Origin of the sequence: Arthrobacter sp. zg-Y1171 (assembly GCF_025244845.1) — a bacterium.
Lineage (GTDB): Bacteria > Actinomycetota > Actinomycetes > Actinomycetales > Micrococcaceae > Arthrobacter_B.
Genome location: NZ_CP104264.1, coordinates 2396720 through 2410068 on the forward strand (window position 1 = coordinate 2396720; position 13349 = coordinate 2410068).

At 64.9% G+C, this 13349-nt stretch carries 6 protein-coding genes and 1 pseudogene; 1 reads left to right on the forward strand and 6 read right to left on the reverse strand.

What is annotated here, in order from left to right; translation table 11 throughout:
• Positions 1-45 precede the first annotated feature (45 nt).
• The 6 genes and pseudogenes from N2L00_RS11290 to N2L00_RS11315 all read right to left on the reverse strand — a co-directional run bounded on the left by N2L00_RS11290 (position 46) and on the right by N2L00_RS11315 (position 9018).
• Positions 46-2028, reverse strand: coding sequence for a DUF6541 family protein (locus N2L00_RS11290; RefSeq protein ID WP_255862719.1), 1983 nt, complete (start codon positions 2026-2028; stop codon positions 46-48).
• A gap of 82 nt (positions 2029-2110) precedes the next feature.
• Positions 2111-2845 (reverse strand): ABC transporter ATP-binding protein, encoded by a 735-nt coding sequence (locus N2L00_RS11295; protein ID WP_255764707.1) that lies wholly within the window; start codon positions 2843-2845, stop codon positions 2111-2113.
• Between the two features lie 2 nt (positions 2846-2847).
• Positions 2848-3717: an ABC transporter permease gene (locus N2L00_RS11300; RefSeq protein ID WP_255764709.1), complete on the reverse strand. Its 870-nt coding sequence runs from the start codon at positions 3715-3717 to the stop codon at positions 2848-2850.
• A 31-nt stretch (positions 3718-3748) separates the two neighbouring features.
• A complete protein-coding gene (locus N2L00_RS11305) occupies positions 3749-5746 on the reverse strand; it encodes a glycosyltransferase (RefSeq protein WP_370646907.1) in 1998 nt (665 codons plus the stop codon).
• Positions 5743-6945 (reverse strand): annotated as a pseudogene (glf, locus tag N2L00_RS11310) (UDP-galactopyranose mutase); the annotation flags it as partial. The pseudogene glf and the gene N2L00_RS11305, both read right to left, overlap by 4 nt.
• Positions 6946-7068: 123 nt before the next feature.
• A complete protein-coding gene (locus N2L00_RS11315; protein WP_255764711.1) occupies positions 7069-9018 on the reverse strand; it encodes an acyltransferase family protein in 1950 nt (649 codons plus the stop codon).
• Positions 9019-9301: 283 nt separating this feature from the next.
• Here N2L00_RS11315 and N2L00_RS11320 point away from each other — a divergent pair, with 283 nt between their 5' ends.
• Entirely contained in the window at positions 9302-13327 is a 4026-nt protein-coding gene (locus N2L00_RS11320; RefSeq protein ID WP_255862718.1) for an FtsK/SpoIIIE domain-containing protein, read from the forward strand.
• Positions 13328-13349: the final 22 nt, after the last annotated feature.

Genomic DNA, 13349 nt, shown 5'->3' on the forward strand with positions numbered 1-13349 from the left:
TACCTTTTCCGGTTTTGTATACGCGGGGACCTGTGTCCCGGGACTCTATTTGCAGGCCGTTATTTCATACAGCTTCGCGTCTCCGGCCTGGTCGACCAGCCGAACTGTGCCGGTCTCTTCCAGGTTCTGGAGCCCGACGAAGCCGTGGTCGTAGCCGTGGACTTCCTGCCTGCCGAAGTCCAGGACGTAGTCCACACTCGTGGATTCGATTGCCGGGCATACCTCCGGATCCGTCGAGGCATCGCGCAGGTGGTTGTAGATGATGTCGACGTCGTCTCCATATGTCGCGAGGAGGTGCAGCTGGAGGGTCCTGCGGTCCGCAAGGGCGTAAGCCAGCGAAGTTCCGGTCCAGGGATTGCCGGTCAGGACTGCATCTTCCGGCACCTCTTCATCCAACCGATTGAGGAGTTCGAGTTCGTCCGTTGTAATGAGGCCGGACTCCGGGGTTAGGAGGTAGCTGCGCTGAGCCGACTCCGCTGCGTCGCGGATGTTGTCCTTCTGCGTGAGGTAGGTGCTGGCCCCGACAAGGGCAACTGCAGCAACAACGGCCACGGCCCCGTAAGCGGGCTTGCCGAACGTCGCATGCCGGATCCGGTCCACGCCGGCAGCAACGAGGGGAAGTCCGGCCAGCCACGCCAGCAGCTTCCAGCCGCCGTAGGCGGCCACGGGAACCGCCACCACCGGGATCAGCGCTGCGAGGCGGGGAGAATCGTTGTACCAGACACCGGTCAGGTACATCCGCAGGTCCTCCTGCGGGAAGGATGAGACCACAACGTAAAAGCCGGCAATGACGACGTACACGGCGCCAATCCAGCGGGTTCCCCGCTGCGCAAACAGGAATGCCAGTCCGGCCGCGGTAAGGATAAACACGGTCCAGGTAACCGGCCGGCCCAGGGCCGTGCCCGAGACTGCCTCGCCTATGGCCTGGCCGGTGGACTGGATGGGAACCCAGGTCGACGCGGCTTCCAGTGGACGCGCCACGGTCCAGAGGTAAGCGACGGCACCGATGTAGGCTGCCACCCCGACCCAGGGCCAGAGCTTGGCGGCCCGCGTCCGGCTGCCCTGCCCTTCGGCAGGTACATCGGCAGGTACCGTCACCGTCCGCCGGAAGGCCAAAGCAAAAGCAGCAGGGACCAGCATCGCCAGCAAGGCCATTGTGGTACTTGGATGGGAGAGGGTCATGCCAGGGATCATGGCCAGCAGCAGCAGCCACCGGATCGTCGGGCTGTAGTGCACTTCGCTGGACAGGCCCAGCGCGTTGATCGCTGCGCCGAAGACCACCGGGAGCAACGCAATTGCCAGGACGTTGGGGTTCAGGACGCCGTGGTCAAGCATCAGCAGCGGGAAATTGCCGAAGGCTGCGGACAATACGCCGGTAAGCAGCGTCAGTACGATGCTGCGGCCGAAGAGCTGCCGGACTAGATAGATGCATCCCAGCGGCCATACAACGGCGGCAGAGAAGAAATTGACGGCATTGACCGCTACGGGGATCCCGGCAGAGGTGAACTCAACCAAAAGCGCCACCATGTCGTGCCATGCGGCTGGGTAATAGGAGTTCCCGGCCATCCGTCCGACATCGAAGGTCGACGCCGCGCCGGTTTCCATGATGTAGCGGATCGCGTTGAGGTGGAAGACATTATCGAAGGTCTGGGAGAAAGCGTCCGGCTCCCCGTAGACGAAAAGCAGCCTGCGGCCGATCAGGAAGAATGCCACGGCTACGGCAAAGACCAGGGCAGCTGTATTGGCCCAGTCCCGGGCCGGGCGGCCGACAGCGTCTCCACGCCACCGTTGAACGGCAAACGCAATCCCTGCGGTGACCACCGTCAAGAGACCAACGCCCACTATCCAGTTGAGTCCGGCCAGGGGTGCCAGCACCGCCCCCACCGAGACCAGCGTGACGGTCAGCGCCGGCGCAAACGCGAAGAGGGGAAAGCCGCGGACGCCGCTCAGCCACGCAACCAGCAGCCCAGGAATGAGGAACAATCCCGCGGTCGCCAAAAACAGTGGGACTTCGGACCACCAGGACACTCTTACCTACCTTCAGTTTGCTAAAAGACTAGACCAGCGTAGTACAGGGCCTGCCGCCGGCTGCGGCGGCCCGCCGCGAACCTCACCCGTCAATACCGCGCAGGCGGTCGACGACGTCGCGTACCGGCCCGTCCATGATCACTTCGCCGTGTTCAAGCAGCACGCCGCGCTCACAGATCCGGGACACCAGGTCGAGGTCATGGCTGACCACTACGAGGGTCTTGCCCTCCCCCGCCAGCTGCTTGATCTTGTCGATGCATTTCCGCTGGAACGGTTCGTCGCCCACGGCGAGGATCTCGTCCACGAGGAACACCTCGGGATCCGTGTGGACCGCGACGGAAAACGCCAGCCTGAGATACATGCCGGAGGAATAGAACTTCACCTCGGTATCGATGAACTGGCCGATTTCCGAGAACTCCACGATGGAATCGAACTTCGAATTGATCTCGTCCTCGGTCATCCCGAGAATCGCGCCGTTCAGGTAGACGTTGTCCCTGCCGCTGAGGTCGTGGTGGAAGCCTGCCCCCACCTCGATCAGGCCGGCCACGCGGCCGCGGGTTCCCACGGTTCCGCTGTCCGGGCGCATAACACCCGATATGTGCTTCAGCAGGGTGGACTTGCCGGAGCCGTTCAGGCCCAGCAATGCCACCGTCTCGCCCTGCTCGATGTCGAGGGAAACACCCTTGAGCGCATGGAACTTTTCGGAAAGGTCGCCTTTGCGGCCCTTGACCAGCCAGACGAAGGCTTCCTTCATGGAGCGGGTGTGCCGCAAAACAAACTGCTTGCTTACGTTATGTACTTCGATGGCGTTTGCCACGGTCACAGCTCCTGCGCGAAACGGCCTTCAAGGCGACGGAAGACGAGCTGGCCGATCAGCAGTAGAGCTGCCGATACAACCAGGGCGATAGGTATCCACACGGACAACAGGTGCGGCGGAATCGCCTCCGCACCGTCGGTGGTGGGAAGCCAGAAGGCGAAGTGGAAGGTTTCCACGGCCACGGTGATCGGGTTCAGCTGGTAGACATTGAAGAACGTCTCCCCCAGCTCTCTCTGGACCATGTTCCACGAATACAGCACCGGCGAGGCCCATGTTGCGATCATGAGCAACATGTCCACCAGGTTCTCCGCGTCGCGGAAGTAGACGTTCACCGCACCGAAGAGCAGCCCCAGTCCGGTGGCGAGCATTCCCACGATGATGAACCCCGCACCGGCGGCCGCCAACTGCAGCAGGGAGGGCCTCCAGCCGTTGAAAAGGCACGCCACGAGGAGGATCAGGATCTGCGGAACGAAATGGACGCCCGAGACCCACACTGATGCCACGGGGAACAGCTGCCGCGGCAGGTAGATCTTCTTGATCAATCCGCCGTTCCCCACGATGGACCGCGACGCATTCCCCAGGGCTTCGGTGAAGAAGTTGATCAGCACGATGCCGGAGAAGAGGTAGATGGCGTAGTTCGCGAGCCCGTCGGGGTTGCGGGGGCTCTCTTCCAAGCCCATGAAAACACCAAGGGCGACGTAGAAGACAACGAACTGGACGCCCGGTTTGACGTAGGACCAGAGAAGCCCCAGCACCGATCCCCGGTACCTGACCTTGAGTTCCTTGGATACCAGGAGCTTGAGCAGGAAACGGTGCCTCAGGATATCCCCGAGGCTTCCGCTCCGCCCCGGTACGGTGAGCTCGTCATTCATGGGGGTTGCCCCTGACTGTGTGGCGCGGATACTAGTCACCGGGGTTCTCATCGAAGGTCTTCTGCCACGCTTCCATGGACGTAATGTCCGGGAGGGCGTCGCGGTACCGTGCACTGAGCTCTTCCCAGTCTGCGAAGAGCTTCGCCTTCAGCATCGCAGCCTCGGAAAGCATGCTGCGGACCTTTTTCGGGTCACGCTGATACCAGGAGGCACCCGTACCGTCGGCATTGGACACGATTGCGCTGTCCAGCTTGGAGAGAACCCACCATTTGCTGTCCTGATTGGCGACGACGAGCTGCGGCTTTTCCCGCGATTCGGCGGCGGGCGGAATGACCGCCTGCTTCAGGACCGTTTTGGCTGCCCACGGAATCAGGCCGGCCAGGGAAGGCGACTTGGTGCTGATGGGCTTCTTCGGCGGCTTGCGCATGTGCGGCTCGGGGAAGGCCGAGGGCTCCTGCTTGACAACGCTGTCCGTGTATTCGGACCGCATGGCACGAAGCTGGGGCATCATGGCAGGCAGGGATTCGTGCAGCTTCTCAGGGCCTTGGAGTACGTCCCGCAGGGCCATGAGACGGGCCTTCTGCGGGTAGTACTGCATCGAGAACAGGTGCTTGACGTCCGTGTTCATGCTTTCGCGCAGGATCCGGCCGCCCTTGGCGTACGGAGAGTGCAGCAGCGTTGCAATCAGTCGGTTGCGTTCGTGGAAATACGCCTGCCAGTCGACGGAGTCATCCTTGTCGGCCCAGGAAACGTGCCAGACCGCAGCACCGGGAAGGGAAACCGTGGCGTAGCCCATTGACCGTGCACGCAGGGAGTACTCGGCGTCGTCCCACTTGATGAAGACCGGCAGCGACAATCCGATTTCCCTGATGATCTGGGTCGGAATGAGGCACATCCACCAGCCGTTGTAGTCGGCATCCCAGCGGCGGTGCAGGATGGAGGAGGACCGCAGGCCTTCGAGTGCGAAGTCGTGGTTGGCCAGGCCGTCCACCGGACCCCACCGGAAGCGGTACTGGTTGACTACCTCGGCGTAGGCGTTGAGCACCGACTTGTTGTACATGTCGAACATGTGCCCGCCCACGATGGTGGGCTTCCGGCACATGTCCGCGAAGGCGGCGGCCCGCAGGATGCCTTCGGTCTCGAGGACAATGTCGTCGTCGAGCAGCATCACGTAGTCGGAGCGTCCGGCCTTCACGGTCTCGCTCATGTTCCGGGCGAACCCGCCGGACCCGCCCAGGTTGCCCTGGTTGATGATGCGCAGCTGGCTGCCCATCGCAGCCGCAACGTCGCTGAACCCGGCCTCGTCTGCAACCTTCTGGTTGCCCTGGTCCACAATGATCAGTTCGTCCAGGATCGCCAGGACGCCGTCGTCGCCCTGGATCGCCTTGATGGTGTTGAGGCAGTAGTCCGGGCGGTTGAACGTGGTAACACCAAGCGTGATGCTGCCGGCGGGCTTGTCGGAGACGGCGCTCCAGTCCGCGGACTCCAGCTCCATTCCCTCGGAATCGGCGATGAGGTCGAACCAGTACCAGCCGCCGTCGCCGAACGGTGCAAGCGTGAGCTCGAAATCGCACGTGCCGGAGCCGGTTACCTGGCGGGATTCCACCCGCTGGGCCGCGCCACGGGCGTTGGACTTGTAGACGACTACCGTGCCTTCACCGACTGTGGATACGCGCAGGATGACGCTCTCCACGGTTGTCCAGCGGCGCCAGTAGCTGGCCGGGAACGCGTTGAAGTAGGAGCCGAAGGAAAGGCGCTCTCCGGGACGGACGCGGACCGACGAACGGCCGAGGATGTCCTCGGGATGCAGCTGGCGGCCGGAAGGAGCGACGCTGCGCTTCCGGGTGGAGTTTTCGTCCAGGCCGCCCTTGCCCGTGTCGCTGTCGATGTAGAGCGGCAAGGTGTCGAGGTCCTTGTCATTGGGCAATACGACCCGCTGCAGGATCCGCAGCCCGGAGTCGTCGCGACCCGGACGCGCCGTCGTGATACCGGGAAGGTAGCCCGTCTCGTCTATTGTCTCGCTGCTCACGCGTCCACTCCTCCGCTTTCCAGCTTTGCGCCACCGGTGAAGTGGGGCTTGATCTTATTGTCATACATCGACAAGGCAGAGCCGATCGCCATGTGCATGTCCAGGTACTTGTAGGTACCCAGGCGTCCGCCGAAGAGAACGGACTTTTCGCCCTTGGCCAGGTCGCGGTAAGCCAGGAGCTTGGCGCGGTCCTCGGCCGTGTTCACGGGGTAGTACGGCTCGTCGCCCTTCTCCGCGAAGCGTGAGTACTCACGCATGATGACGGTGGCGTCCTTGGTGTAGTTCCGCTCGGGGTGGAAGTGCCGGAACTCGTGGATCCGGGTGTAGGGAACATCCTCGTCCGGGTAGTTCATGACCGACGTGCCTTGGAAATCCTCCATCGGCAGCACCTCTTCTTCGAGGTCGATCGTGCGCCAGGACAGGTCCCCTTCGGCGTAGTCGAAGTATCGGTCCACGGCGCCGGTGTAGATGACCGGAACCTGGCCCAGGGTGCTGTTGCGGGAGAACTCGTGGCCCTCATCGAAGAAGTCGGTCTTCAGGTGCACCTGGATGTTCGGGTGATCGGCCATGCGTTCGATCCACGCCGTGTAACCGTCGACAGGCAGGCCCTCGTACTTGTCGTTGAAGTACCGGTTGTCATAGTTGTACCGGACGGGAAGGCGGCTGATGATTTCAGCCGGCAGGTCCTTGGGATCCGTCTGCCACTGCTTGCCCGTGTAGTACTTGATGAAAGCCTCGTACAGCGGGCGCCCGATGAGCTGGATCCCCTTGTCGTTAAGGTTTGCCGGGTCGGTGCCGGCGAGCTCTCCGGCCTGTTCCAGGATCAGGGCCTTTGCCTCGGCCGGGCCCATGGAAGCGCGGAAGAACTGGTTGATCGTGCCCAGGTTGATGGGCATGGAGTACACCTCGCCCTTGTGGCTGGTGTAGACCTTGTGCACGTAATTGGTGAATTCGGTGAACCGGTTGACGTATTCCCAGACGCGCTCGTTGGAGGTGTGGAACAGGTGGGCACCGTACCGGTGCACCTCGATTCCCGTCTGGGCTTCGTTCTCGCTATAGGCGTTGCCGCCAATGTGATGGCGGCGGTCCAGGACGGCGACCTTCAGGCCCAGTTCCTTTGCAGCGCGCTCGGCTACGGTCAGGCCGAAAAAGCCCGACCCAACGACGACGAGGTCAACGTTCACTTGTTTCTCCTGTTTGGTACGGTATGGCCGAACCGGCGTATACCCGGGTCAAGGGTATCCGACTATTGCCGCGCAGGCACTTTCAGCGCACCCTGCGGACCGCCGTCGGAGGCCCTGGCGGCCACTTGCAGGGTGCCGCTACCAGCTGACCGCCTGGTGGAACCTTCGCTCGAATTCCGAGGCCATGGAGGACGTAAAGCCGGCGGTCAGGTGGTTGTCGTCGAGGTAGACGTAGCTGTTCCCGATCACCGGCCTGCAGAGCCCTTCGGGACAGATCAGATCCGAAAAATCGATGAATGAAGTGCCGCCGGCGTATTCGGCGGGCGGAAAGTCCGGGGACAGCTGGAGCGGAACGGTGCAGTCCTCGGGACCGTTCACCTCGGCACAGACCTGCATGTCGAAGGAGAAGCGGGGATTGTCGCGGAGACCGACGACTTCGATTCCGGCGTCACTGAGCCGTTCGGCCGCAGCCGGGAAACCGTCCATCATGGCGTCGTCACCTTGGTCGGCCCTCGCCGCGGTGACAACGGTGACGACGGCATCGGGCTTCATCTCCAGGGCGTATTCAGTTGCCGCCTCGTTGAACCCGCTGCAGCCCTCCGGCTCGTTATCCGAAAAATCACCGTAGGGGCAGCCGCCCCGCAGCAACGCTACGATCCGATAGTTGTGCGTTTCGACCATCGGTTCGATCGCTTCGATCCACTGCTGTGCATGCGAGCTGCCGATGATAAGGATCGTCCGCTCCGCCGAACCCGTGTTCGAGGTACTGAAACAGCCGTCTTCGAGAATCGGGTCCGACGGGCCGTCCGGGATCTGCGAGCATTTCAGCGGGAGGTCTCCCCAGCTCTGCGGATCGGCGGCCGACGCCGGACGGACCGGCACTCCCGTCGGCGCGCCGTCGTATCCCGGAAGGAGGACCCGGGCGCCGGGGTAATTGATCTCGGCTTCCGCCTGCCGCTTGTCATCCTGCACCTTGAGCGAATACTGCAAGCCCGCCAACGGCACCGCCACCGCGGCCAAACAGGCAACGATCACAGTGACGGCGCGCTTCCCGGGGGCCGGTCCCTGCACCGCACGGAGGGGATTGTCTACAAAGCGGGTCGTCAGATACGCCAGTGCCAGTGAAAGCGCAATGATGAACGAACCCCCGACGAGCCCCACTTCCTGCCGGTCCCGCCAGGCAAGGTAAATGACCAGCACGGGCCAGTGCCACAGATAAAGGGCATAGGACATATCACCCATCCGGACCAGGGGGCCCCAGGACAGGAACCGGTCCACGCCGAAACGGCTGCCGGTCTGTCCGGCCAGGATGACCAGCGCCGCTGCCGCCAGGGGCCAAAGCGCCACAAACCCGGGGAACTGCCCCTGCACATCGAGGATGAACCCGCCGCTGAGGATCGCGGCCAGGCCGATCCATCCGGCGGCTATCCTCAGTCCCCTGCCCGGATGCAGGTAGGGAAGGGCAAGGGCGAGCAAGGTACCGAAGGCAAATTCCCACAACCGCGTACGGGTATCGAAGTAGGCGTGGGCCTGGTTTGTGTAGGTCTCAATGACAGAGAAGGTCAACGACGCTGCAAAGACCACCCCGAAAACCGCGAGGACAACGCTGCGGAACCGCTTCCGCCACGCCCTGGCAATCAGGGCACAGAGCGCAAACAGCAACGGCCAGAGGATGAAGACCTGGCCCTGTACCGACAGTGACCAGAAGTGCTGGAACGGGCTCGCCACGCTCTGGTCTTCCGCGTAGTAGTCCACGGAGTTCGCTGCCAGGGCCCAGTTCTGTACGTACAGCAGCGATGTCCAGGCCTGCGCAAAGATCTCCATCCACCGGCTCCGGGGCACGAACAGCGCCGTAGCGACGAGCGTCCCCAGGATCACGACTGCCGCGGCGGGCAGCAGGCGTTGGAAAACACGCGTCCAGTACTGCCGCAGCTGCAGCCTCCGGCCGGTCTCGCCTTTCCGGATGAAGGAGAGCGAGAGCAGGAAAGCAGAGACCAGGAGGAAGACATCCACGCCCCCGGACACCCGGCCGAACCAGATGTGGTAGCTGGCCACCATGAGGACAGCAAGCGCCCGAAGGCCCTGCACCTCAGGTCGGTATCCGGGGTTGGCGGGCGTCGGCGAAAGCCGATCCGCTGACTGCGGTAAAGACGAAATCTGGCGGGTCACACTGGCCTTTCTGAAGCGACATTCCCCATGTGGAGTGTAACGCCGGCACCTCACCTTTCCTGCACAGGCGGTGCCGTCGGACCCGTCATCCCCAGGGTCCGGGCCGCCGCGGCGGATGCCGCCGGGCGGCCCTTAGGCTGAATTCCTCAACAGCAGGATCGGCGAGACCACCGCACGGGTTGGAGGAAATTTGCTGCTTCATATGACCGTTGCCTCGGCGCCGGGCACGGTTCCGCCGGCGGGCATGACCCGGCGCGAGGTGGTGATCAAGATGACTGCAGCGCTTTCCGGAAACGCTGTCGCCGTGCTCCTTGAGCAACGCTACGGTCCGGGACGGTATACGATCCATGGTTCCCCGCTGGAGCAGCTGACGCCGGGCGACGCCCCGTTCATCACCGGGGCCGTGATCCTCCATTCCACGGACTCACCCGACGGCGGCGTCCCCGGTGCAGATGCGGCTCATGCCGCCGCCCCTCCCCTGCGGCTGGCCGTGTGCACCGGACCTGATGCCGGGAACATCATTGCCCTGCAACGGGGCACGCATGCCATCGGCAGGGCGGGCCCTGCGGACGGCGGACCCCCGCCGAAGGTCGGCATTGCCGACCCGGCCTTGTCCCGGCAGCACGCGGAGCTCGTGGTGGGAGCCGAAACAGTGCTGCTTCGTGATTCGGGTTCCGCCAACGGCACCTGGGTCGACGGCCGCCGTGTCCGGAGGGCCGTCGTGGACACAGGATCTCTGTTGAAATTCGGTTACAGCAGTTGCCGGCTGTTCCTTCCCGCCGCATGGCAGGAGGCACCGGGTCCTCCGGAAGACCCCTTTCAGCCGCTGACCGTCCGGTTTCCGGAGCACGGAGCAAAAACCGGGCTTCTCCTGGTGGGGGCGCTGCTTCCGTTGGTCCTCGGCATCGTGCTCGCATTGGCAACCGGCATGTGGATGTTCCTGGCCTTCAGCGCCGTCTCCGCAGTTACCGCCCTGATCACCGCTGCGGGTGCCCGCCGCCGGCGGCGCGAACAGGCCGCTGCCATTGCCCGGGCTGCGGAAGAGGACGGCCGACGGCGCAAACTGGCTGCACCGGATCCCGGAGCGACCGCCTTGGCCATGGAATCGGTGCCGCAGCGGAACGGCCGGGTGCACAGCACCCCGGTGTGTCCGGTGCGGATCGGAGCGGGCACGCAGCCGGCGAATCTGGAGGCGGTTCCGCCGCAGCCGCATTTCAAACCGCCGCAGCTGCAGGAGGCACCGGTGGTCCTTTTCCTGGGCAAGGACCGGGAGATCTGCCTGCAGGGGTCCGCGCGTGATACTGCTGCCCTGGGCAGAACACTGCTCCTCCAGGCGTCCGCCGCGGACGGCCCGCTGATTGTCTGCGTCGGGACCGCCGCAGAACTGGAAACATCCGCCAGGTTCCTGCCCCGCGTCGCCCTTGCGGCACTGCCGGCGGCTTCGCCTGCGGCCGTCGGTTCCGCTTCCGCCCGCTTACGCGCCCTTCTCAGCGATCTTCCCGTCCCCTCCGGAGGCGTCCCGTTCGTCCTGTTCGTCCACCGTTCCTGGGCGGAGCACGCCGGGCAGCTGCTCCAGTCCCTGCCCGAACCCCACTCCGCACACGCGGGCATCATCAGGATGGGGGGACCGCCTGCGCCGGTGACGGTAACGCTGCTGGGAGGCCGCGGCACCTTTGCGTCGGGGGCCGCCACGTTCGACTTTGTTCCCGACTTGATCCAGCCGGGGACCTTCGAGCGGCTCAGCCGGCGGCTGGCGGCCCGTCGGCTACCGCGGCCCGCCGACGTACCGGGCCGGCTCCCATCGGCAGCCGCTTTCGACGAATTCCATCCGCCGGCCCCGGATCAGATCCTGGGCGGTTGGCAGGCAGATGCCCGGGCCGACGGCGCCGCGGCCGTCGTCGGTGTCTCACCATCCGGGCCGGTCACCCTGGACCTGGATAAGGACGGCCCGCATTTCCTGGTGGCGGGAACCACCGGGTCCGGAAAATCCGAATTCCTGCGCACTTTCGTGGGCTCCCTGGCTGCTTCGCATCCCCCGACGCTGTTCACCGTCCTGCTGATCGATTTCAAGGGTGGGTCCGGACTTGGCCCCCTCGCACCGTTGCCGCATTCCGTGGGGCTCCTGACGGATTTCTCCGCAGAGACCGTTGCGCGGGCGCTTGTCTCCCTGCGTGCCGAGGTCCGCCGCCGGGAGGTTCTCCTCGCCGGCGTCGGGGCGGACAACCTTTCCGCCTACAACGCAGGACACCGTCCGGCGGAGGGGCTCCCCCGGTTACTGGTTGTGGTTGACGAATTCCGGATGCTCGCTGACGAGGTGCCCGCTGCCCTTCCCGAGCTGCTGCGGATTGCGGCCATCGGACGTTCCCTTGGGCTGCATCTCCTCCTGGCAACGCAGCGTCCCCAGGGAGCCATCACCACCGATATCCGGGCGAACATTGCCACGAGCATCGCACTGCGCGTTCAGTCCGGCGTCGAGTCCCGCGATGTCATCACCACGGACGCGGCGGCCGCCATCCCTCCGGACATCCCGGGACGGGCATACGTCAGCAAAGGCGGCCTGCCCCCGCACTTGTTTCAAAGCCTGTCCACGTCCCTGCGCAGCGGTACGGGCGAGAGTCCCCTCAAGGAACTGGCGGAGTATTACCATTCCCCGGGTGCCGACGCCGTGGGGGACCCGAAGGCGCTGAATCGGGTGGTTTCCGCAGTTCGGGCGGCAGCCGCTATCGGGGGCTTTCCTGTTCCATTCAGCCCAGTACGGCCGCCCCTCCCCTCTTCCCTGACCGCTGGCCAGCTCACCCGCTGCGCCGACGACATCCGGGAGCAGCTGCCGGGCGGGCTAGTGCTCGGACTGCTGGATGAACCGGGAAAACAACGGCAGCGCACCCTGTCCTGGCATCCGGAGGCAGACTCCCATCTGGCGGTCCTGGGTGCTCCGAGGTCCGGGGCTCCGGACGCCCTGGCGCTCATCGCCGGGCAGCACCTCGCCGAATTGCCCGGCCGGCATCTGTACATTCTGGACGCAGACGGCAGCCTCGCGTGGCTGGCGGCGGCAGAGCAGACCGGCGCCTACGTGGGCTCCCATGACACGGCCCGCGCCGCCCGTGTCCTGGCTTATCTGGCATCCCTGATCCTGCAGGCCACGGCGCCGTTCCGGGCACCGGGCGGCCATAGTCACGCCGGAAGCGTCGACCCGCAGCACTCCGGCATTGGCATGGCCGCTGACGGCGGAGCCGCTGGAGGGACCACGCTGATCATTACCGGCTGGGCCCGCTGGTGTACGGCGTTTCGGTCCGGCCGCGGGCTGTCCGGAGAAGAGGATCTGGCGGACCTGGTCCGAGACGGGGAACGGGCGGGCATCTGCGTCGTTCTGGCCGGGGACCGGGAGGTCCTCAACGCCCGTTTCTTTCCCCTCATCCCCAACCGCATGTTCTTCCCCGCGGATGCCAGCGCCGAAACACTGCTGATCTGGCCACGGCTTCCGCCCATGGACCGGGTTAGGGGACGCGCCTTGGTTCAAGGACGATGCGGAACCGCAGAAGGCCTGTCCGCCCAGCTGCTCGCCCACGACCCACGGGTGGATCCGGAGCAGCTGATCCCGTTGCCGCCGGGCCGCCCGCGGCCGCACCGGATCGAAAACCTGCCTGTGTCCGTCCGGCCCTCAGCTCTGGGGCCGGCCCCGACCACGGACCATCTGCCCGTGGGGGTGTACGGCGACGAACTCGACACCGCTTCAGTCCGGATCCCGCCCGGATCGGTTTTCCTGGTGGCCGGACCGCGGGGTTCGGGCCGGACTACGTTCCTCCGCCAGCTGCAGCGCTCTGCCGACTCCTCCCTGGAGTGCTGCCTGGTGTCGACACAGGAAGAACTGGAACCGGTGTTTTCCGCCCTGGAACGGCGGCAGGAGGATCTGCGCCGCTTCCTGATCCTGGTAGATGACTCGGATTCCCTGCCGGCACCGGCCCATCAGAGACTCGCCGGGGTCCAGGCACGGGGCGCCAGGATTGTCGTTGCGGCAGTGTCCGGGCACCAGTTGACTGCGCGGGTCCCGCTGGCCCTGCACATCCGATCGGCACCGCACGGGGCACTGCTGCGGCCCGTGACGCAGGCGGACGGGGACGTGTTCGGCGTTCGGGTTGATCCGGCCGCCCGCCGTCCGCCGGGCCGGTGCTACCTCGTCGACGGGACGGAGGTCATCGAAGCGCAGGCAGCCTATGCTCCTGCCGGTTAGCGACAGGCTCCGGACGGCTCGG

Bases quoted from the DNA above. Each gene is read 5' to 3' on its own strand.
- N2L00_RS11320 (WP_255862718.1), top strand. From the start codon at position 9,302: ATGACCGTTGCCTCGGCGCCGGGCACGGTTCCGCCGGCGGGCATGACC.
- N2L00_RS11300 (WP_255764709.1), bottom strand. From the start codon at position 3,717: ATGAATGACGAGCTCACCGTACCGGGGCGGAGCGGAAGCCTCGGGGAT.